Origin of the sequence: Rhizobium sp. JAB6 (assembly GCF_003024605.1) — a bacterium.
Taxonomy (GTDB): domain Bacteria; phylum Pseudomonadota; class Alphaproteobacteria; order Rhizobiales; family Rhizobiaceae; genus Rhizobium.
Genome location: NZ_PYJQ01000004.1, coordinates 14,953 through 36,583, shown reverse-complemented (window position 1 = coordinate 36,583; position 21,631 = coordinate 14,953). Strand labels below are relative to the sequence as shown.

20 protein-coding genes are annotated in these 21,631 nt (G+C 61.1%); 8 read left to right on the top strand and 12 right to left on the bottom strand.

Annotated features, from left to right (window positions below):
- Positions 1–207: 207 nt before the first annotated feature.
- Positions 208–921 carry a Pr6Pr family membrane protein gene (locus C7U61_RS05005; RefSeq protein WP_245410744.1) on the top strand — a complete coding sequence of 238 codons (714 nt, stop codon included), beginning with the start codon at positions 208–210 and terminating at the stop codon, positions 919–921.
- Positions 922–1,001: 80 nt separating this feature from the next.
- Here the strand turns inward: C7U61_RS05005 and C7U61_RS05000 are convergent, their stop codons facing one another.
- A complete protein-coding gene (locus C7U61_RS05000) occupies positions 1,002–2,225 on the bottom strand; it encodes an MFS transporter (RefSeq protein ID WP_106997064.1) in 1,224 nt (407 codons plus the stop codon).
- A gap of 132 nt (positions 2,226–2,357) precedes the next feature.
- Between C7U61_RS05000 and C7U61_RS04995 the strand changes: the two genes are divergently transcribed.
- Positions 2,358–2,951, top strand: a complete 594-nt coding sequence (locus C7U61_RS04995; protein ID WP_181315793.1) for a TetR/AcrR family transcriptional regulator — start codon at positions 2,358–2,360, stop codon at positions 2,949–2,951.
- A 67-nt stretch (positions 2,952–3,018) separates the two neighbouring features.
- On the opposite strand, the gene C7U61_RS04990 is transcribed toward C7U61_RS04995, so the two are convergent.
- The 4 genes from C7U61_RS04990 to C7U61_RS04975 form a co-directional block, all read right to left on the bottom strand.
- Positions 3,019–4,050, bottom strand: a complete 1,032-nt coding sequence (locus C7U61_RS04990; protein WP_106997062.1) for an ABC transporter substrate-binding protein — start codon at positions 4,048–4,050, stop codon at positions 3,019–3,021.
- Positions 4,051–4,084: 34 nt separating this feature from the next.
- Positions 4,085–4,855: an ABC transporter permease gene (locus tag C7U61_RS04985; RefSeq protein WP_106997061.1), complete on the bottom strand. Its 771-nt coding sequence runs from the start codon at positions 4,853–4,855 to the stop codon at positions 4,085–4,087.
- The gene (locus C7U61_RS04980; RefSeq protein ID WP_106997060.1) at positions 4,852–5,670 is read right to left on the bottom strand and encodes an ABC transporter ATP-binding protein; all 819 of its coding nucleotides are present in this window, start codon (positions 5,668–5,670) and stop codon (positions 4,852–4,854) included. The genes C7U61_RS04985 and C7U61_RS04980 overlap by 4 nt, the downstream gene beginning before the upstream one ends.
- Positions 5,671–5,861: 191 nt before the next feature.
- Entirely contained in the window at positions 5,862–6,422 is a 561-nt protein-coding gene (locus tag C7U61_RS04975) for a type 1 glutamine amidotransferase domain-containing protein (protein WP_106997059.1), read from the bottom strand.
- Between the two features lie 133 nt (positions 6,423–6,555).
- On the opposite strand from C7U61_RS04975, the gene C7U61_RS04970 reads away from it, so the two are divergent.
- Entirely contained in the window at positions 6,556–7,053 is a 498-nt protein-coding gene (locus C7U61_RS04970; protein WP_106997058.1) for a cupin domain-containing protein, read from the top strand.
- An 18-nt stretch (positions 7,054–7,071) separates the two neighbouring features.
- On the opposite strand, the gene C7U61_RS04965 is transcribed toward C7U61_RS04970, so the two are convergent.
- Entirely contained in the window at positions 7,072–7,770 is a 699-nt protein-coding gene (locus tag C7U61_RS04965) for an isoprenylcysteine carboxylmethyltransferase family protein (protein WP_181315792.1), read from the bottom strand.
- Positions 7,771–7,927: 157 nt separating this feature from the next.
- Here C7U61_RS04965 and C7U61_RS04960 point away from each other — a divergent pair, with 157 nt between their 5' ends.
- Positions 7,928–8,875, top strand: coding sequence for a bile acid:sodium symporter family protein (locus C7U61_RS04960; protein WP_106997057.1), 948 nt, complete (start codon positions 7,928–7,930; stop codon positions 8,873–8,875).
- Positions 8,876–8,951: 76 nt separating this feature from the next.
- Here C7U61_RS04960 and C7U61_RS04955 read toward each other — a convergent pair whose 3' ends face one another.
- Together C7U61_RS04955 and C7U61_RS04950 are read right to left on the bottom strand one after the other, a co-directional pair.
- Positions 8,952–9,569, bottom strand: coding sequence for a 4'-phosphopantetheinyl transferase superfamily protein (locus C7U61_RS04955; RefSeq protein WP_106997056.1), 618 nt, complete (start codon positions 9,567–9,569; stop codon positions 8,952–8,954).
- Between the two features lie 7 nt (positions 9,570–9,576).
- Positions 9,577–13,620: a Pls/PosA family non-ribosomal peptide synthetase gene (locus C7U61_RS04950; protein WP_106997055.1), complete on the bottom strand. Its 4,044-nt coding sequence runs from the start codon at positions 13,618–13,620 to the stop codon at positions 9,577–9,579.
- Between the two features lie 257 nt (positions 13,621–13,877).
- Here C7U61_RS04950 and C7U61_RS04945 point away from each other — a divergent pair, with 257 nt between their 5' ends.
- Genes C7U61_RS04945 through C7U61_RS04935 form a run of 3 tightly spaced genes read left to right on the top strand, consistent with a single transcriptional unit; the run spans position 13,878 to position 16,176 of the window.
- A complete protein-coding gene (locus tag C7U61_RS04945) occupies positions 13,878–14,114 on the top strand; it encodes a hypothetical protein (RefSeq protein WP_106997054.1) in 237 nt (78 codons plus the stop codon).
- Positions 14,115–14,116: 2 nt separating this feature from the next.
- Positions 14,117–14,788: a response regulator transcription factor gene (locus C7U61_RS04940; protein ID WP_106997053.1), complete on the top strand. Its 672-nt coding sequence runs from the start codon at positions 14,117–14,119 to the stop codon at positions 14,786–14,788.
- Entirely contained in the window at positions 14,785–16,176 is a 1,392-nt protein-coding gene (locus C7U61_RS04935) for a HAMP domain-containing sensor histidine kinase (protein WP_106997052.1), read from the top strand. Before C7U61_RS04940 ends, C7U61_RS04935 begins: the two co-directional genes overlap by 4 nt.
- Before the next feature lie 27 nt (positions 16,177–16,203).
- Here C7U61_RS04935 and C7U61_RS04930 read toward each other — a convergent pair whose 3' ends face one another.
- On the bottom strand, positions 16,204–17,010 hold the full coding sequence (locus tag C7U61_RS04930; RefSeq protein WP_106997051.1) for an MBL fold metallo-hydrolase: 807 nt from the start codon (positions 17,008–17,010) through the stop codon (positions 16,204–16,206).
- 376 nt (positions 17,011–17,386) lie between these two features.
- On the opposite strand from C7U61_RS04930, the gene C7U61_RS04925 reads away from it, so the two are divergent.
- On the top strand, positions 17,387–19,072 hold the full coding sequence (locus tag C7U61_RS04925; RefSeq protein ID WP_106997050.1) for a Na/Pi cotransporter family protein: 1,686 nt from the start codon (positions 17,387–17,389) through the stop codon (positions 19,070–19,072).
- Positions 19,073–19,214: 142 nt separating this feature from the next.
- On the opposite strand, the gene C7U61_RS04920 is transcribed toward C7U61_RS04925, so the two are convergent.
- The 3 genes from C7U61_RS04920 to C7U61_RS04910 form a co-directional block, all read right to left on the bottom strand.
- A complete protein-coding gene (locus C7U61_RS04920) occupies positions 19,215–20,135 on the bottom strand; it encodes a homocysteine S-methyltransferase family protein (RefSeq protein WP_106997049.1) in 921 nt (306 codons plus the stop codon).
- Between the two features lie 62 nt (positions 20,136–20,197).
- Complete coding sequence (locus C7U61_RS04915) at positions 20,198–20,887, bottom strand: ABC transporter permease (protein ID WP_106997048.1); 690 nt, start codon at positions 20,885–20,887, stop codon at positions 20,198–20,200.
- A gap of 11 nt (positions 20,888–20,898) precedes the next feature.
- Positions 20,899–21,624 (bottom strand): ABC transporter permease subunit, encoded by a 726-nt coding sequence (locus tag C7U61_RS04910; protein WP_106997047.1) that lies wholly within the window; start codon positions 21,622–21,624, stop codon positions 20,899–20,901.
- Positions 21,625–21,631: the final 7 nt, after the last annotated feature.

The window sequence follows — 21,631 nt, the reverse complement described above, 5'->3', positions numbered from 1 at the left end:
GATATCAAGCCGGCGATCCCTAGAAGAGCCGGTCGCTTCACGGCCGAAGGGCTGCTTTGGCCGTTCGATGCTTGCTTTTGATTTGCCGCAATCGAATAGTCTTCTGCGAGCGGATTTATCTCCGATACGGCCGATCTTACCGTGGAGTTTGGCGGACTGGCGGAAGTTTCGGGGTGTGTCTTGTCTTCGATGAGATATGGAATTTCGATGAAATCGAACGGTTTCGATGTTAAATTTTCCCAGCCTCCGCTGCGGCGGCGATTCAGCAGGCGAGGCTTCATGAGAGGCTTGATTCCCATCTATCGATATCTGCTTGCGCTACTCGCTTTATCGGGTATCGCGGTTTCATATTTCGCCATCATACCCGCCGCGCATGTTTCCCGGCTGACGATGACGGTGAATTTCTTCAGCTATTTCACCATTCAGTCCAATCTCCTGCTTGCTGCGATACTGCTTTGCGCGCAGATCGTGCCGCGCTCGTCGATCGGTCAATGGGCGAGCAGGCCGTCAATCCGAGGCGCCCTCCTTATCTACGTGGGGATTGCGGGCATCGTTTATGTCTTCATGCTAAGGGACGTTTGGCACCCCCGCGGCTGGCAATTGTTCGGTGACCAGATACTCCATTATTGTGTTCCGGTGCTGTATGCCTTGGATTGGGTTTTTCTGAGCGAGCGCGGCAAGCTTTCCTGGCGCGATATGCTCTGGTGGCTGGCTTTTCCCGCAGCCTATTCCGTTTATACGCTTGCGCATGGGTATGTCTCCCGCTTCTATCCATATCCGTTCCTGGATGTCCGCGATATCGGCCTTGAAGCCGTCCTGCTGAACATGGCGCTGCTGGCCACAGCCTTTCTGGTTTTGGGAGGGGCGCTGACTTTTCTCGACTGGGTCAGCACCCGGCAACGGGTCTTTCGGCGCGCATAGGCTGCAGGAACAGGCAATGTTGTTCCGCGGACAAATTCGTCACGGAGCAATATGCCGCCGCAGGCGGCTCTCCCGTCCCCTCATTCGGCCAGCTGCGTAACGGTGGCCGTGCTGGATGCTCGTGCGCCGGAAAGGCTAGCCTGGCCGAGCGCTATGACGACGACGGCTGCGATGGTTGCCGCGACTGAAACCCAGAAGCCGTTGGCGGGGCCGAAACTATCCACCACCCAGCCGGAGACGAAGGCGCCGAGTGCCATGCCGATACCGATGCCGGTCATGACCCAGGTCACGCCCTCCGTCAGCATGGCCTCCGGCACGCGGCGTTCGATCAGCCCGAAGGCGGTGATGAAGGTCGGGGAAATGGCGACGCCGCTGAGGAAAACGGCAAAGGCGAGCAGTGCGACCGAGGTGCTGGCAGCAAGAAGCGGCAGGGAGGTGATGGTAAGGACCGTGACGGCCACCAGTAGCTGACGCTGCAGCCGCATTTTAAGATTCAGCGCTCCGATGATGAGGCCGACGACGAAGGAACCGAGCGCATAGACGCCGATGACGATGCTTGCGGCACTCGGTTCACCAAGTTGCTTGGTGATGGCGACGGCACTGACTTCCGCAGTTGCGAAGGTGGCTCCCACGAAGATCAGGGCGAGCGTGATGATCTGGACCGGTCGCAGCCGGATCGCCGAGTGTTGCGGCGCTGCGGCATCGACAGCACGAACCTTGGGCTCCGTCGATCGTTGCATCAGGAAGGCTGCCGATCCGAGTGCGAGGAAGATAGTGCTGGCGACCATTCCGGCTTCCGGGAATAGCGAGACGGCTAGTCCGACGGAAAGGGACGCACCGGTGATGTAGACGAGCTCGTCGGCTGCCGATTCGAATGCGAAGGCCGTGTTCAACTCGGGCCGGTCGCGAAAGATTTCCGTCCAGCGCGCGCGTACCAGGGCAGGTATGCTCGGCATGACGGCCGCGAAAAAGGCCGAGGCAAATAGCGTCCAGGCTGGCCACATCTGATTTGCGGCGACAACGAGAACGATGAAGGCGGCGACCGAAACGATGGTGGCCGGCACGACGACGGCACTTTGGCCGAGCCGGTCGACGAAGCGCGATATCTGCGGCGAGACGAAAGCATTGGTCAGCGCGAAGGTGGCTGACACCGCGCCGGCCAGCCAATATTCACCGCGTGTCTGCGACAGCATGGCGACGATGCCGATCGGCGCCATGGCAAGCGGAAGTCGGGCAAAGAAGGCGGCGGCTGAAAAGCCCTTGGCACCGGGCGCTCGGAAAATCTCTCTATAAGGATTGGACATCGGAACATTCCCTGGATTGGACGAATGGCATGCGCATACGCAGCGTATGTAAATGAATAATTGCATACGTCTCGTATGTCAACTAATATACGCGGTGTATGCGAATTAATGTGAAGGGCCGATGGAGACACAATGCGCAAACCTCGCAGTGAAATGATTGCCGAAACGCGAGCCAAGCTGCTGGCCGCCGGCCGCAGGGCGTTCGGCAGCGTCGGCTATGCCGACGCCTCGATGGACGATTTTACGGCGGAGGCCGGGCTGACGCGAGGGGCTCTCTATCATCACTTCGGCGACAAGAAGGGGCTGCTGCAGGCCGTGGTCAACGAGATCGATGCCGAAATGACCGCAAGGCTCTGTCAGATCTCATCCCAGGCACCGTCACGCTGGCAGGCATTCGTCGATGAGAATGTCGGTTACGTCGAGATGGCGCTGGAGCCGGAAATTCAGCGCATCATGTTTCGTGACGGTCCGGCCGTGCTCGGCGATCCCTCCGGATGGCCGAGCGCCAACGGCTGTATCGCCACGATCAGGGAAAGCCTTCGCTGTCTTCGCGAAGAAGGTATCATCGTCGACATAGACCCGGAAGCCGGCGCTCGCCTCATCAATGCGGCAAGCAGCTGCGCCGCGCAATGGATCGCCAATTCCGAGGATCCAGAGGCGACGTCGAAACGGGCGGTCGGCGCTTTTCGTACGTTTCTCGAAGCGTTGCGTATCGAGAAAGACTGAGCCGAGGGGCGTGCCGCCGTGCACGAGGGCGGCAGGTCGGTTATCGTATGTCGCCGGTGGCCTTTGATCAGGTCTTTGCGGCCTTGACGAAGGTTGGATCGAATGTCTTCTCGAAGGGTACGTCGGCATTGGCGAGCTCGGGATCGAGCGTCTTCAAGACTCCCATCATGGACTTATAGCCTTCCATCGTCACCATGCCATCCGGCGAGTACATTTCCTTGGAATTCTTGAAGGCCTGCATATAGAGGTCGCGATTGCCGAGCAGATATTCCTCCGGCACGGCGCCGGCGACATCCTCCGGGCTTGCCGTCGCGATCCACTTCAATGCCTTCATGAAGGCATTGACCGTCCGTTGCGTGGTGATCGGGTTTTCCTTGGCAAACTCGCGCTTGATGTAGACGGTTGCAGCCGGGTTCGGGCCGCCGAAGAGCGCACGGGTACCGGCTTCGGTGCGGGTATCCAGAAGGACCGTGATGTCGCCGTCATATTGCAGTTGCGCGATGACGGGATCGAGATGGGAAAGGCCGTCGATCTGTCCGCTCTTGACCGCGGCAACTGCGCCCGCCCCGCCGCCGACGCCGATCAGCGATGCATCGTCGGTCTTCAGCCCGTTCTTCAGCATGGCATATTGGAACATGAGCGCCGTCGAGGAGCCTGGCGCGGTTACGCCGATCCTGCGGCCCTTCATATCGGCCATCGACTTGATTTCGGCGGCGAGATCCTTGCGCACGGCAATGACGATGCCGGGGAAGCGGCCGAGGTTGCAGATCGCGACGATATCCTGCCCCTTGTTCTGCATGCGGATCGTATGTTCATAAGCGCCGGCGACGACATCAAGGGAGCCGCCGATCAGGCCTTCCAGCGATTTCGAACCGCCGGCGAAATCATTGATGGTGACATTGAGGCCCTCTTCCTTGAAGAAGCCCTTCCGCTCGGCGATCGTCAGCGGCAGGTAATAGAGCAGCGGCTTGCCGCCGACGCCGATCAGGAGATCGGGCTTTTCCGGCTTCGCGTCCTGCGCCATCGCCGGCAGAATGCCGGCAAGCGATGCGCCGATACCGAAGCTTGCCGTCCCGATCAGAAATGTCCTGCGTTCCATGTCCTTGTTCCTCCATTTCGCTATTCTCAATGTGCTATTGGCCGCGCCAGGCAAGCAGCCGTCGTTCGACCATCGTCATCACCCAGTCCACGAGCAGGACAAAGGCGGTTAAAACGACCATACCGGCGAAGACTCCAGTCACGTCGAAGACGCCCTCCGCCTGCTGGATGAGATAGCCGAGCCCGGCGGCCGAGCCCAGATATTCGCCGACGACGGCGCCGACGACCGCAAAACCCACCGAGGTATGCAGGCTGGAAAACACCCAGGAGAGCGCAGACGGCATATAGACATGGCGCAGCAATTGCCGCTCGTTCATGCCGAGCATACGGGCGTTGGACAGCACGGGCTGGCTGACTTCCTTGACACCCTGATAGACATTGAAAAAGACGATGAAGAAGACGAGCGTGATGCCGAGCGCGACCTTCGACCAGATGCCGAGGCCGAACCACAGCGCGAAGATTGGGGCGAGCACGACGCGGGGCAGTGCATTCGCCGCCTTCACGTAAGGGTCGAAGACAGCGGCGATGAGAGGCCGGCGGGCGAACCAAAAGCCGAAGACGATGCCGCCGAAGGCGCCGAGCAGGAAGGCCAGGATCGATTCCGATAGCGTGATCCAGAGATGATACCAGATCGAGCCGGAAGCAAACCATTGAACGACCCGCTGCGCCACCTTGAGCGGATCGGCAAAGAAGAAGGATATGGTCTTTGGATTGCCGAAGAGGCTGGTGTTGGTCGCCAGATGCCAGAGAGCCAGAATGACCAGTGCCACCAGGATTTGCAGCAGGAGAAGGAGAGAGCGGTTCATGCGATCTCTCCGCTGCTCTGGCGGTAGGCTGTCATCACCTCATCGCGCAGCGCCTGCCAGATATCACGATGCAGGCGGTTGAATACGGGATCGTGGCGTATCTCGCCGATGTCGCGCGGCCGCTCCAGAGGAACTTTGAAATCGCCGATGATGCGGGATTTCGGACCGGCGGACATGATGACGACACGGTCGGCAAGGGCAATCGCCTCATCGAGATCGTGCGTGACGAACATGACGGCCTTGCGGTCCTCGGACCAGAGTTTCAGCAGCAGGTCGCCCATGATCAGGCGAGTCTGCGCATCGAGCGGCCCGAAGGGTTCGTCCATCAGCAACAGTTTGGGATTGCGGATGAGCACCTGGGCGAGACCGACCCGCTTGCGCTGGCCGCCTGAGAGCATGCGCGGGAAACGATCGGCAAATGCGGCAAGGCCGACGCGTCCCAGCCACTCGCGCGCAATCCGTCTTGTCTCGGCTTTATCCCTTCCCGCAATCTCTAGTCCGATCGCGACATTCTCGAGAACCGTTTTCCACGGCATCAGCGAATCCTGCTGGAAGAGATAGCCTGCCTGTTTATTGATGGACTTCAGCGGCTGGCCGAAGACTTCGACCGTGCCGGATGCCGGCGTCAAAAGCCCCGCCGTCGCATTGAGAAGGGTGGATTTGCCGCAGCCGGTCGGCCCGACGATAGCCACGAACTCATGCGCTCCTACCTCCAGATTGGTTGCCGCCACGGCATCGAACCGTGCCTTGCCGGCCATTTCAAACGAAATCGCCACCTGCTTCAGGCTGACCGCCCTAACAGCCTCCATCGTCATACTCTGCTTTCCTCCCCGATATCCGTCCACTTCCGGCGGGCATCAGGCATTGTCATGTCCCGCCAACAGATCAAAGCAAGCCCCACCCGTCAATATGCGGATTGGCAAAGCTTCGGTCTGCCACCGGGAAAGTACGCGAAAGCCCCGGCAGTTGCCGCCGGGGCTTGGCAAATTTCGTTGGGATCGAGCGGTCAGGCTGCACGCCGCCGGTGCCGGCCCTCTTGAATTTCCTCGACGATCTTATCGACGAAGGCCGGAAGATCATCGGGCGATCGGGACGTGATGATGCCTTCATCGGCCACGACCTTTTCGTCCTTCCAGGTCGCACCGGCATTTTTGACATCCGTCTTGATGGACCAGTAGGAGGTTGCCTGGCGTCCTCGCAACGCGTCGGCCTCGACGAGCAGCCAGGGCGCGTGGCATATGGCGGCGACCACCTTGCCGGAATTCAGGAACTCGCGGACGACGCGCATGGCATCCTCTTCGACACGCAGCTTGTCGGGATTGATCTGACCACCCGGCAGCACCAGCGCGTCGAACTGGTTCACGTCGACGTCCTTGGCCATGAGATCGACGTCGACGCTGTCGCCCCAATCGGTCTTATCCCAGCTCTTGATGCTGTCCTTCTTGATGGAGGCAACCTTGACGTCGGCGCCACGCTTCCTGAGTTCGTCGAGCGGAACGCGAAGTTCCGAACGCTCGTAGCCATCCGTCGCCAGAATGAGGATATGTGCGGAATTGATGGAAGGCATGATCTATCCTTTCGCTGCATCGTTGATCGGAATGCCCGTTTCCAAACCCCGGCGGCAGGCAATCGTTCCCCGGTTTCCGCGGGAACCGCGGCGAGGTCCGGCGGTTATGATGGCATCGATAGGGAGAGATCGTATGGAACAGGCAATCCAATTCGAGCGATCCGGCTGGGTCCCCAATAACCAGCGATTTCCGGTCATCGTCTATCGTCAGGTGCTTGACGGGCCTAACAGGGCGGAGGCTTTCGAACGGCTCTTTCAGACCAATGGGTGGGGCGGCCTCTGGCGAAACGGCATCTATTCCTTTCACCATTTTCATTCGACGGCCCACGAAATATTGGGTATCGCGGCAGGTCAGGCCCGGCTGATGATCGGCGGACCCACCGGCAAGGAAATCACGGTCGAGGCCGGGGACGCCCTGCTGCTACCGGCCGGAACCGGCCATTGCCGGCTGGAGGCGAGCAACGACCTGCTCGTGATCGGCGGCTATCCGCCAGGGCAAGAGGCCGATCTCTGCCGGGAAATGCCTACGGCCGAGCAGCAGGCCATGATCGAAAAGCTTGGCGTGCCCGCAAGGGATCCGCTGAAAGGAGAGGCCGGTGGCCTCCTCTCCCTCTGGCATGGCCATGCGTAGCGCGGATGAAATAGAGCGTCACCAGATGCCCGGCAGCAAGCGGAACCGCACGCGCCTGGAATAGTCGGCATAGCCTTCGAGCTCGCTGTGAAGCAGCGCATCTTCCCAGCTCGTGCGCAGGATCAGCACGGCGCTCGCCCAGGCGGCAGGAACTAAGGCCCACCAGGAGCCGAGTGCCAATGCCAGCCCCGCAAATACCAAGATCGCGCTGACATAGCCGGGATGGCGTACGAAGGCGTAGGGGCCGTTACTGATGACGTGCTGGCCGCGTTCGCGCTGGAGGCGCACGCCGGGTTCGAAGAAGCGATTGACGCCCTGGGCCCATGTGCCGAGCGCGATGCCCGCCGCGAGCAGAACATAACCGAGGATCACGATGGAGATTGGCATCGCCGACCATTCCATCCGGCCGGCATCCAGGGCGCCGAGCGGTATTTCGGCAACCATCCCAAGCAAGATGAGCGAGACCAGGATGAGATCCCAGCGCTTGGTGCCGGTTTGGAAGCGGCTGCGCGCTTGGAAGATGACCGGGTTGACGCGCCACATGATCAGAAACGCCATTCCATAGCTCACCAGCAGAAACGTGACGAAGATCCATCCGGGCCGCCAGTCGAGGCGACCGGCGGGCAAAAAGATAAGTAGGAGCAGCGCCAGCGGCAGGCCCACTGCATAGGATATGGCCTTCCTGCGGGACATCGGCGCCGGATCGGTAACAATCATGCATTTGCTCCTCGAAAGACAAACCTGCCGTGCTCTTCTGTGTATTTAATGCCGTATCGATGATGGAAGTGGACGGATCGGGCAATTCGATGCCTTGACACGCGATAGCCCGAGTTTAGACCGGCCATATCCTTACGCTCCTTCCCCCGGAGATCCCATGAAATTTCTGGCATCCTTTTCCGCCTTCGTCGGCAAGACCTTTTCCATATGGGTCATCCTGTTTGCCGTCCTCGGATTTTTCCTGCCCGATGTCTTCAAGCAGCTTGCACCCTGGATCGTCACCCTTCTCGGCATCATCATGTTCGGCATGGGCCTGACCATATCCGTTGACGATTTTCGCGAGCTGGCACGTCGTCCCTATGAAGTCGCGATTGGCGTCATCGCACATTTCGGCATCATGCCCGCGCTGGCACTTTTGCTGACCAAGATCATTCCGATGCCGCCGGAAGTCGCCGCCGGCGTCATTCTGGTTGGCTGCTGCCCCGGCGGCACCTCGAGCAATGTCATGACCTATCTTGCGCGGGGCGACGTGGCGTTGTCGGTCGCCTGCACGAGCGTGACGACGCTGGCTGCGCCCATCGTCACGCCGTTCCTGGTGTGGATGTTTGCGAGCCAATATCTGCCTGTCAATGCCTGGTCGATGTTCATCAGCATCGTCCAGGTCATCATCGTGCCGCTGCTGCTTGGCTTTATCGCGCAGAAGGCTGTGCCCGGCCTGGTCCGCGCGGCAATTCCGGCTCTGCCTCTCGTTAGCGTCATCGGCATCGTACTGATCGTTGCGGCTGTGGTCGGGGCTTCGAGGGCTGCCATCGTGCAGTCGGGCCTGCTGATCTTCGCCGTCGTCATGCTGCATAATGGTCTCGGCTACCTCTTCGGCTATTATGCGTCGAAGGTGCTCGGGCTAAATTTCTACAAGCGCAAGGCGCTGGCGATCGAAGTGGGCATGCAGAATTCAGGCCTGGGTGCCGCGCTGGCCACGGCCTATTTCTCGCCGATCGCCGCGGTTCCGAGCGCGATCTTCTCTGTCTGGCACAATATTTCCGGCGCCACCCTGGCAAACTGGTTTGCCTCGCGCCAAGACGCAGACGCGCCGCCGCGCCCCTGAAATATCGGCGCTGCAGGAAGGCGCGGTTTCCACCGGCGCCGTTCCGACCGAAGTGCTCGCGCCAAGAGATCGCCGCTCAGCCTATATCCCTGGCAAGAGCACAATAGACGGGCTGATCCGCAGCGTTGACAAGCCGGGTCACAGTGAGCGCAATCGGCGGCAGCCGCGACCCGGGGCCAAGATGGATTGTTGCGCCATCGGTGCGGAGGAGATTCAGCTGCGCCGCCAGATCTGGTTCGTCCAGTCCGTCGAAAATACCGCGGCCGCTGATCTTCAAGGCGGCCTCCTTCGCGGCCCACAGGCGATAACAGATCTCCAGCGCCGCTGCACTGTCGAGGGCAGCGAGAGCGGCCGCCTCTTTCGTCGAAAAATGATCGGAGGCAAAAGCTGCCGGATCGAAGCCGTTGGAATCTTCGATCTCGATGTCCACGCCGACGGCACCATCGGCCGCAAAGCCTGCCAGCAGCATATCGGCGCGATGCGAAAGCGAAACGCCCAGCTCGTGATACGGAGGCCTTAGCGCCGGCCGGCCGCTCGGCCGGCGACAAATGGAAAGATCGTTTCGACGTGCGGCACTTCTCAAGGCTAATTGCGCGGCCTTGTCACGCTCTTCTTGTCCGCCCGGCATCGGGCGGACAAGGACGGCGATCGCATCAGCAACCGTCAGGACGACCTCGAATAGAGGGGCGGTCATGCCGCGTTCACGCAGCGGCGGAGGGCAGAGCCTCTTTCTGAGTGACGGGAGCCGGCTGCTGCTCGGTTTGAACCGCCTGGGCGGGAGCACCGACCCATGATGTCCCCTGCGGGATGGCCTCACCCTTCATGACTAGGGTCAGCAATCCGATCTCGGCGAAATCGCCGACATGGGCCTCGTAAAGCACGGTGCTGCCCGAGCCGATGGAGACGCCGTCGCCGATCGTGATGCGGCCGACCTTCATGATGCGGTCTTCATAGAGATGGGTTTGCGGGCAGGAGCCCATATTGAGAACCGCGTGGTTGCCGATATGGGTGCAGTCGAATTCGCAGATATCGGTGCTGTTGATCCACGCGCCCTGACCGATCTTGGCGCCGAAGGGGCGGAGCAGCCAGGGCAGGAAGGGCGTGCCGCGCAGATAGTCGAGCAGCATCTTGCTGGCAAGACCGCCGTAAAACACGGCAACGGCCTCGGTGCGCATGGCCCACCATGACCACATTGGCCGGTTCATCGGCTTGTAGGTGCCAATCAGCGTCCATTTGAACGCGACGGCGACGAGATAGAGGATGCCGGAGGTCGCAAGGCCTGCAGCCATCAGCGTCCAGAAAAGGCTGCCCCAGGCGCCATTGTCGATTTCATTGGCCATCATATCGGACATGGCGAGGGCCATGACGATAAGGATGGCGGTCGGCAGCGACGTGTGCATGGCCTCGAATAGGATGCGCACAAGGCGCATGCGGAGCGGCGGCGCATAGGTGGTGTTCGCAGCCGCCTGCAGCCTCTCGCGCGTTGGGAACTGAAAGGCGGGGCTGCCGCACCAGGTTTCACCCGACTTGACGTGCAGGGAGTCGGGCAGGCGCGTTTTGATACCGACCAGCGAATCGCTCTCGATCACCGCGCCCTGCGAGATAACGGAGGAATTGCCGAAGAAGCAGCGATCGCCGGTCTTCAGGCGTTTGAGTATCATCCAGCCGTTCTGGATCTCCTCGTCGCCGAAGATGGTCTCGTCGCCGATGAAGTTGTCGCGGCCCATTTCGATCAGATCGTAGCGACCGGCGAAATTTGCCGAGATTTCCGTGCCCTTGCCGATCTTGGCCCCCATCAGGCGGTACCAATTGCGCATGAAGACGGTGGCGTAAAGCGAATTCAGGGTTTCCAGCATCGCTTCGGTTGTCAGGCCGACGACCCATTTGCGGAAATAGAGATTGCCGAAGATGGAATAGCGGCCCGGCACGACGCGCGGCAACAGCACCCATCTGAGCGCCACGACGACGGCCATGGACACGACGATCAGCAGGAAGGCGGCCGGCCAGGAGAGCGCGGCGATCATTCCCCAGGACAAAGCCTCGTCGGAGCCGGGCGCGTAAATCTGCTGCACGGCGGAGAACAGATAGAAGGCCGGGAAGATCGGCAGCAGGCCGACGACGAGGCTGAGATTGTAGGCAACGAAATAGGCTGCGAACTGGAAGACGCGGCCGACGGTGCCAAGCTCCGGATGAGCGGGCATGTCTTCGTGCTCGGCATGCCCGGTCTGGCGGGCGGGTGAGCCGTCCCAGCGCGTATGGGCTTCGACATGCGTGCCGGCGGCAATCGCCGTCAGGTCGCCGATGACGGCGCCGTCATCGATCTTGACATTGTGGCCGATGACGGAGCCATTGCCGATCTGCACGCCTTCGCCGATATCGATCGTGCCGACATGGATCTCATTGCCGATGACTTCGACATTGGCGAGCTTGATCTTGACACCGAGGCTGGATCTTGCGCCGATGCGCACGAGGTCGATCGCGCCTTCCTCGAACTCGTCGATCATCGCATCCTTGCCGACCTTGGCGCCGAGTGCGCGCATATAGACGCGGATGAGCGGCGAACCTTTCAGGAATTTCGGAGCGGTGAGCTGGACGATGCGCTGCATCAGCCAGATGCGGAAATAATAGCTGCCCCAGAGCGGGTAGACGCCGGGCCGCGTGCGGCCGATCACAAGCCATTTGAGGGCGATGACGATCAGCTTCTCGCCGAGATTGAGAGCGAGATAGACGCCGCCGAGAATGAGGATTTCATTCCAGAGCGATGCACCGTCGTTGATCAGCAGGATCGAGGCGAGCAGAAGGCCGATCCATTGCAGTGTTGCGATCGCGACGATGAAGGGCAATACCAAGGCCTGCGCGAGACCGCAAAGGATGCGCCGGCGCAACGGCACCGGGTCGAAATTCTTGCGCTCCTGTCCCGAGGTGCTCTCCACGCGCTGCTCCAGGATAGCCGCAATGCCGCGCAGAGTGCGGCCGGCATAGACGTCTCGCAGCGCGATGCTGGCGAGCAGCGGGATCTTGCGCACTTCGGAAACAAAGCGGGCCGCCAGCATGGAATGGCCACCGAGTTCGGTGAAGAAATCCGCTTCGAAGCCGATGGAGCGCAGTCGAAGCGCCTCGGTCGCGGCCTTCAGCAGCTGTGCTTCCGTCCATGTGCGGGGCGGCTCCTGCGCCTGCGTCGGCTGATCGGCCACCAGCGGAATGGCGGCAAGCGTCTTGCGGTCGATCTTGCCGGAAGGAAGCCGTGGCAGGGAGACATGGCTATGCCAGGCGGCGGGCACCATATAGGGCGGCAGCTTGGCTGCAAGCACGGCGCGCGCCTTGTCGCGATCGAAGCTGCTGCCCGTGGTAACGACGTGGGCGACCAGCATGTCCTCGCCATCCGGCGGGCGGTGCACGACGACGGACGCGGCCTTCACGTCCGGAAGCTCACCGACGACGGTTTCGATCTCGCCCAGCTCGATGCGATAGCCGCGAATCTTGACCTGGTCGTCGATGCGACCGAGGAAATGGAGCTGCCCTTCCTCGTCCATCAGCACCGCGTCGCCGCTGCGGTAAAGCACCGGATCGTCATGGCCTGCGAAGGGATTGGCGATGAACTTCGCGGCGCTCAGCTGCGGCAGGTTTCTGTATCCTGCGGCTACACCCGGTCCGCCGATCAGCAGCTCGCCGGTATCGCCTCGCGGAACTAGTTGAAGGTTCTCGTCAACGACATAGGCCGTCGTGTTGGCGATCGGGCAGCCGATCGTGATCGGCCGCGACGGATCGAGTTCAGCATAGGTAGCCACCACCGTCGTCTCGGTTGGGCCGTAGGTGTTGATCAAACGCCGGCCGGCTTTGGAGAAGCGGCTGACGATCGCCGGAGGGCAGGCTTCGCCGCCGACGATGATGACGCGCAGGCTGTCGACATCGCGTTCCAGCATGGTGAGCAGGGTCGGCACGGTGTCGATGACCGTGATCTTTTCGGCTTCCAGCACGTCGGCGAGCCTGTCGAGCTCGGCCATGACGGCAGATGTCGCAACCTTCAGGGTCGCGCCGACCAGATAGGGGATGAATATTTCCTCGAGCGAAAGGTCGAAGGCAACCGAAGCCTGCTGAAGAACGACGTCCGATTCGACCATGCCGAGGACGTCGTTGCCGGCTCGCAGATAATGGCAGATGTTCCGGTGGGTGATGACGATGCCCTTCGGCTTGCCCGTGGAGCCGGAGGTGTAGATGGCGTAGGCGGGATCGTTCTGCGTGGCGACGCGAGGCGCAATGCCATCACCGACTTCTGCGAGCAATGCCTTGAGGACCAGGGTCTGGCCCTCGAATTCGGGTGCGAGGGCTGCCTTTTCGTCATGCGTCAGCAGCCATTTCGCGCCGCAATCGGCGAGGCTGACCGCCACGCGGTCGGCAGGGGCGGACGCATCGAAGGGAATATAAGCAGCTCCGGCCTTGAGAATCGCCAGAAGCGCGACATGCAGCTCAAGGGAGCGCTGGAACCACAGGCCAACGAAATCGCCGGGACCAATGCCGCGACGGCTGAGCGCACGTGCCGCCTCATCGGAAAGCCGGTCAAGTTCGGCATAGGTCATTGCCTGGTCGGTTCCGATCAGGGTCAGTGCCGTTTTGTCGGGACTGCGAGCAACCGTTGCCTTGAATATGTCCACCAGGGTTTCATTGCGGACGAACTCAGGCCGAATGCCGCCTGAGGAAGCCGAGAGGCTGGCATTGGGGGTAATCGACGAAATCTGGATAGTCATTGTAACTTCTGCGGAACGAAACTCGGCACAATCAGCGTGCCATCTGCCATGCTTATACACCTTTCAATTTGCAGCTCTCTTACGCGCATTGTCAGGGAATTGTAATGTTGAGAAAGCTATGCTTGGTTCGCTGCGGGCGAACCCTGCGTGCCATCTCGAAAGAAGGATTGATATCGTTGTGCATATTCGGGCGAAGAGCCGGCTGGCCCCGCTGGCTGTCCGTTCTCTTGGTGGCGGCTCTGCTAAGCTCGCCAGGCATGGAAGCATTAGCTCGTACACATAGCAGTGTTCTGGTCGAAGATGCAGGCAGCTTGCGGCCGCTGCGCGACATCTATGCGGTCGTTGCGCGCGAAATGCCGGGAAAGGTGCTGCGTATCAAGCGGGTCCGCCGGGCCGGACGTCAGGCCTATGCCGTGCGCGTGTTGAAGCCGGATGGCAAACGTGGTGATATAGTGCTCGACGGCGCAACGCTTGCCGTGATCGAGAGACGCTGAGAATGCGCATTCTGGTTGCTGAGGATGAGCCCAGTATTGTGGCGGATATGCGCCGCTGCCTGGAGGATCAGCATTATGTCGTCTCGACCGTGAGCAACGGGGAGGAGGCTTGGTATCGCGGCGATATCGAGCATTTCGATCTTGTCATCCTCGATCTCGGACTTCCGAAGCTTGATGGCCTGACGGTGCTGCGGCGCTGGCGCGCGGAAAAACGCGGCATGCCTGTCATCATATTGACGGCGCGAGACGGCTGGCGTGACAAGGTCGACGGCATGGATGCAGGGGCCGACGATTATCTGACAAAGCCCTTCCGCATGGAGGAGCTTCTGGCCCGCGTGCGCGCCCTGATGCGCCGTGCGGCAGGACAATCCTCACCGATCCTTTCCAATGGCGTGCTGGAGCTCGACACCCGCCAGCGCACGGTTTCGTTTCGCGGGCAGCCGGTCCAGGTGACCGCGCTCGAATACAGGCTTCTTGCCTATCTGATGCACAATGCCGGCACCGTGCTTTCCCGAACGCAGATCGCCGACAGCATCTATGACGAGGAGACGGAGCTTCTGTCGAACGCGCTTGAGGTCGTCGTCGCGCGCCTGCGCCGCAAGTTCGACGGCACCGTCATCGAGACCCGGCGCGGCCAGGGCTATATCATTCCGCGCGAGGCGCCGCCGTCATGACGCCGTTTTCGCTGCGAGGACGGTTGCTGCTGGGGTCTGCGGTGGCAATCATCGTCGCGACCTTTCTCGCCGGCGTCGGCATCAATGCCATTTCCGGGCTGGCCGTCAGGGCGCTTGCCCTCTCGGAGATCGATGAGGAATTGCGCGTTCTTCTGGCCGCAGTCGATATCAATTCCTCCAATCAGCTCTTTCTGGACGACACGCCGACGGATTCCCGTTTCGGCATCCCTAACGGGGGCTTCTATTGGCAGGTCGGCCGCAACGGCAATGTGGAACTGCGCTCGCAATCGCTCTGGGAGCAGAACCTGCCCTGGCTTCGGTCCCGCCCTCGCGATGCCGGACGGGCGACGGATATGAAAGGGCCGAACGGCAGCCATCTCCTTGCCGTCGAGCGTACCATTTCCATCCCCTCGGCGACAGGCGATCAGATGGTCGATATCCTGATGGCGCTGGACAATCGCGAGCTGGCGCCGGCGCGCTGGCGCTTCTTCTACGCCATGGCGCCATCCCTTGGCGTGCTTTCCGCCGCTCTCATCGTGGCCGTCATCGCTTTCCTGCGATACGGGCTGCGGCCGCTCAACGATCTGCGCGCGGCATTGATGGCGGTGCAGGAGCGATCCGCACGCAAGATCACAGGCCAGTTTCCGCGAGAAGTCCAACCTCTCGTGGACGATCTCAACGGGCTGCTCGCATCGCGCGAAACGCAATTGACACAGGCGCGTGCGCGCGCCGGCGATCTGGCACATGGTCTGAAGACGCCGCTCGCGGCACTGGAAGCGACAGCACGCCTTCTGTCGGAAGAGGGCATGTCGGAGCGGGCCGCGGCCATCCAGACGGAGGTCAGCCGTATGGAGGCGCAGATCAAGCGAACGCTTGCGCAAACCCGCGCCAGCCTTGCGGCCGCCCACACCGTCGGCGTCATGGACGCCAGCGCCGATCTCCACAAGATCATCTCGGTCATGCGGCGCCTGTCGAGCGAGCGCAAGATCGATTTCGAGCTCGTGGCGCCGCCCGAGATGTGGCTGGCAATCGATGAGGCGGATTTTGCCGATATCACCGGCAATCTGATCGACAATGCCAGGAAGTGGACGGCCGGCAAGGTGAAGGTTCACCTGTCGCAGTTGCCCGAGCTCGAGGGTGTGGAACTGTGCATCGAGGATGACGGTCCGGGGCTACCGGAGGACGCGGAGATGGCCTTCATCCGCCGCGGCAGGCGGCTGGACGAAAGCATCGCCGGAACCGGTTTCGGCCTGGCGATTGCCAAGGATCTGGTCGAAGCCTATGACGGCAAGCTGACGCTCGACCGCTCAAGCCTTGGCGGTTTGTCCGTCACGGTCAACCTGCCGGCGCGCTTGGTAAAGGACAGACAGGCAGCGCTGGAAAATTAGGCCTGCCGCATTTCCGGCGTCGGATTCTCAGCTTGCGATCGCCTTGATATATCTCTGTGCCGAGCGCTCCACCACGTGGTTGCCGTCTTGCTCAACCGTTCGGCCCGGAAATGCGCCGTAGATCTTCTCGAACCGATAGGGTCGAACCGCTTCCGATATCGTTGTGACCGTCTCGATGTCGAGCGGAACGAGGTTCGGGTAGCTGCGCATCAAGCTCACGAATTTGCGGTCCATGGTCACCTGCATCGTGTCGCCGACGAAGAGGGCGCCGCGCCCGTCTTCCAGCCAAGGGCAATGGAGCACGCAACTTCCAGCGAAATGGCCGCCGCATCGGATCATGGTTGCCCGGCCGATCGATAGCGTCGCGCCCGTCCATGGATGCAGGGCAGCATCCGGCCTTTGCACCCATTCGCCATCGTCGGAATGGATATGGATCGGCACGCCCCCACCGGCCGCACTCCACTCGACCATCGACGAATAGAAGTGCGGATGGGAGATCGCCATCGCGCTCAAGCCGCCCATTGTAGCAATCCGTGTTTTGCTGGCCTCGTCGATGAGGCTGAGGCAATCCCAAAGGATGTTGCCATCCGGCCCTTCGATCAGAAAGGCGCGTTGGCCGATGCCGAAGTGGGGCGAGATCTGCAGGCTGTGAACGCCTTTCCATTCCTTGTTCCAGATCACGCTATGCGTCTGGCCGAGGCTTGCCATGTCGGTCCATTCCTGCCCCGATCGGGGTACGAATTGGCGCTCATCCTCACAGATCGGGCAGGCTCTCGGCGGTGCGTCGCTCTCGCTGAACTGCGTACCGCATGTGATGCAGACAAAATGCGTCATCTCGAATTCCTCACCAAGCCATCGTCTCAACGCGCACGGGGCCTGCCGCAGGCTGAGGTGGGCTTTGTGTTATATTGGGCGGATCTACCCTGGATCAAAGGGAAAAGGCGAGGTTATTTTGCCGTGGAAAGAAACCGTCGCTTTTGGACTGGCCTTCTTCGTCTCGGCGGCTGTTCGTCGCCGCGAAATAATCGTATTGGTCGATGTATTGCGCTGATTTTAAATGCAAAAAATATTACAATAACAGTTTTATGACAATCCGGCCTTGCAAAAGGTGCAAAGACGAAGAAACATAGTCGGCTAAGGAATGTTACCATCTGCGATCTTGATTCCCGGCGTTTGTGCCGGGAGGATCGCAGGCATATGGAGGACCATTATGGCGCTTATTCTCGGCCTCGTCGCTCTGGCCGGCCACATCGCCCTTCTGCTCTGGGGCACGCGCATGGTCCAGACCGGTATTCAACGCGCCTTCGGACCTGATCTGCGGTCTTTTCTCGGCCGGGCACTCAGCAATCGCACCAGGGCGTTTTTTGCCGGGATCGGGGTCACCGCCATTCTGCAGAGCAGCACGGCAACCGGCCTGATGGCCTCCGGCTTCGCGGCCGGCGGCCTGGTGGATCTCGTGCCGGCGCTTGCCGTCATGCTGGGAGCCAATGTCGGCACGACCCTGATCGTCCAGGTGCTGTCTTTCAATGTCGCAGCGGCCTCCCCGGCGCTGATCCTGATTGGCGTGCTGATGTTTCGCCGAATCGGGAATTCACGTGTGCACGATCTCGGACGCGTAATGATCGGGCTCGGCTTCATGCTTCTGGCGCTGCATCAGCTTCTCGACCTGATGACGCAGTATGAAGGGTCGACGGCGCTCGCCTACGTTCTCGACGCGATCGCCGCAACACCGGTGCTGAGCCTGCTCCTTGCCGCTATTCTGACATGGGCCGCCCATTCCAGTGTGGCCGTGGTGCTGCTCATCATGTCTCTCGCGAGCAAGGGCCTTGTCGATGTCGAGCAGGCTTTTGCGCTCGTTCTCGGCGCCAACCTCGGAACCGCGATCAACCCGCTCATCGAAGGGCAAACGGGCGCCGATCTATCGGTAAAAAGGCTGCCCATCGGCAATATGCTGACGCGCATTGTCGGCGTCATTGCGCTCATCGGCTTCCTCGAACCGGTCACGCGCCTGTCGGCGCTGGTCGATAGCGATAGCGCCCGCGCCGTCGCCAATTTTCATACAGCCTTCAATGCCGTTCTGGCCGTGGTGTTCATGCCGCTATTGCGGCCCTATGCCGATCTGCTGACCAAATTCCTGCCGCGGAAGATCGATGAGGCCGATCCGAGGCGTCCCCGATATCTCGATCCGGCTGCCAAGGAGACACCGGTCGTCGCGCTTGGCGCGGCAGCACGGGAGGCATTGAGATTGGTCGATGTCCTTTCCGAAATGCTCGCGGGCGCCAAGGCTGCCCTATCGGATACGGATCGTAAGGCGCTTACGCGATTGCGGTCGCTGGACAACATCCTCGACAGCCTGAATACGGCCGTAAAGACCTATCTCACCTCGATCGATCCCGATGAACTCGGCGAGGCCGACAGACGCCGCCTGAACGAGATCCTGCTGTTCTCGATGAATATGGAACATGCCGGCGACGTCCTCGATCAGAACCTCTTGCCGCATCTAGCCAAACGTCTGCGCCGGGGTCTGAATTTCTCGAAGGAGGGCCAGCTTGAATTGGGTCGGCTGTTCGATCGATTGCAATCGAACCTGCAGACGACAGCGGCCTTGTTCATGACCCAGAACGAGAGCGCCGCTCGCTTGCTGGCGGAGGAGAAGGTTATATTTCGCAAAGCGGAACGCGAGGGTACGGAAGCTCATTTCCAACGCCTGCGGCAAGGCGGGATCGATACCGCCGAGACCAGTTCGCTTCACCTCGACCTGCTGCGCGATCTCAAGCAGATCAACTCCCACCTCGTCGCCGCTGCCGCCTATCCCGTTCTGGAGGAGCGCGGCGAGCTCCTGCAAAGCCGCACGCCAAGCCCCGTTCCGCAGACCGCAGCGGCGGCGCATGAGTAAAGACCGTCACGTTCGTATGGCTGGCAGCCGCGCCGGAATGTGCGACGGCCGAGATGTGGTCAACTCGGCCTCGGCTGGTCGCGTTTTCCCGAGCTTATCTGGTGCGATAGTCTCCCGGCTTGATGGCCGTTGGAGGCTCTCGCTACACGCTCTGAGGCTCAAGGAGCGCCTTTTTCAGCTGATGAATATGCGCAGCGCCAATCCCGCAGCAGCCGCCGACCATCGTCGCGCCGGCATCGACCCATGAACAGGCGAAGCGCGAATAGGCGTCGTCGTTCAGATCTTGCCGGGTCGCGTGAAGGCCTTCATTGGCGGCCGACTCGCCTTGTTCGCCTTCGAAGGCATTGGCATAGACGCCGATCTGCAGATTGTGGCCGCTCTGCTTGAAAATTTCCGCTGCCGTATCGACGGCCTTTCGCATGACTTCCGGCTTGCTGCAATTGAACAGGAGCGCGTCGGCGCCGGATGACGCGGCCCAGCGAGCCGCATCCTCGACGGCTTCGCCGGAGCGGAGCTTGGGTGAGGCGCCATCCCTTTGCGCGGCGTCATCCGCCAGCGTGAAGGAAATCCAGTACGGCTTGCCGGTTTCGGCAACGGCAGCCCGAACCGCTTCCCCTTCCGCGATCAGGCTGAGGGTCTCGCCGAGCCAGACATCGACGTAGGGACCGAGGCTTTCGACCAGAACCTTGAGATAGTCCTGGACGCGTGACGGATCGAAATTTTGCGGCTCGTAGGAGCCGAAGATCGGAGGCAGCGACCCTGCGACAAGGACTTTTCGATCCATGCACGCATTGGCGGCGTCGCGCGCCAGCCGTCCCGAAAGCGCGATGAGATCGGCCCCCTCCTTCCAGAACCGCTCTTCGCCGATGTGGAAGGGCACGAGCGCGTAGCTGTTGGTCGTAACGACATCGGCGCCGGCAGCGATGAATTCGTCATGCACCTGGCGGACAATCTCCGGCGAATTCATCAGCGCCAGCGCCGACCATTCCGGCTGCTTCAATTCCGCGCCGAGACGCAACAGTTCGCGGCTCATGCCGCCGTCGAGGATCAAGGGTTTGCTCATGAATGGGATCTCCAGAATGGCTCGGATCTGCGGAGAGGCTTGATCTCTCCTTCGTGCCTTGGTTAGCGCCGCACCGGCACCTGTGCTTCCAGGAAACGGAAGCTTCGCGCGATGATGGCTGTGATGATGAGATAGAAGACGGTGACGACAACAAGCGGTTCGTAGACCAGCAACGTGTCCTGACGGACCTTGGTGGCAACGGCGTAGAGGTCCATGACGGTGACGGTGAAGGCGAGCGGCGTCGCCTTCAGCTGCATGACGATTTCGCCGCCGATCGTCGGCAGTGCGATACGAATGGCGCGCGGCAGCCAGATGCGCCGCGTCAGCGTGAGGGGCCGCATGCCGAAGGCACGGCCGGCTTCCAACTCGCCCTTTGGAACGGCAAGCAACGCTCCGCGCAAAACCTCCGCTTCATAGGCTGCGTAGTTCAGCGTGAAGCTGACGGCGGCGAAGAAGAAACCTTCGCGCAGGATGGGCCAGAACAGGCTCTGACGGATCCCGGGGATCATCGGTAAAAGAGAGCCGACACCATAGTAAAGCAGCCAGAGCTGTATCAGCAGCGGTGTGCCCCGAAAGAAGGTGCAGTAGCCGCGCGCAAGGACGCGTAGGAGCGGGCCGCCGCTGACCTGGGCGAAGGCGAGGCCAATAGCGATGACGAAGCCGAAGACTACGGAGATCGCAAGCAGCGACACCGTCTGCACGGCTCCGGTCAGCAGAAGCGGCCAATAGGCGGATATCCATGAGAAGGTCATGCCAACACTCCTCAGGCAAGCTTCGGCTGGCCGCGCCGTACACGCTGCTCCAACAGGTTGAACAAAGCGTTGGAAACGAGTGTGAGGGCGAGATAGATGAGGGCGGATGCCAGGAAAAAGATGAAGTAATGCTTGGTGCTCGCACCGGCGAGACGCGTGGCGAGAGCCAGTTCCTGATAGCCGACCACCGCGACGAGGGCGCTATCCTTGGTGACTGACATCCACAGATTGGCAAGACCAGGCAACGCGTTCGGCAGCAAGGCGGGCAGGATGATACGGCGGAAGCGCAGCTGCGGCCCCATGCCGAATGCCTTTGCCGCCTCGATCTGGCCGACGGGGATCGCCAGGATCGCGCCGCGCAACACTTCCGTCATATAGGCGCCCTGCACGAAACCGAGCACGGCGACCGCGACGGCGAAGCCGTTCAACTCGAAGACAGGCAGATTGAGCGCGGCGAGCAGCTGATTGAGGCCATCCATGCCCGCGTAATAGAGGCCGACAATCAGGATCAGCTCGGGAACGGCGCGCACTGTGGTCGTATAGAGTTCGAGCAGTAGCCAGAGCGGCCTGATGCCCGAAAGCTTGCCCAATGCTCCGCCTGTGCCGAGCAACAGGCCTATCAGAAAAGCGCCGGCGGAGATGGCGACCGTGGAGGCAGCCCCGGTCAAGAGCACGCCACCCCATCCCGGAGGATAGGGGGAGAGCAGGTCCAGAATGCCTTGTGAGGAGGTCGCCATCGTCGCG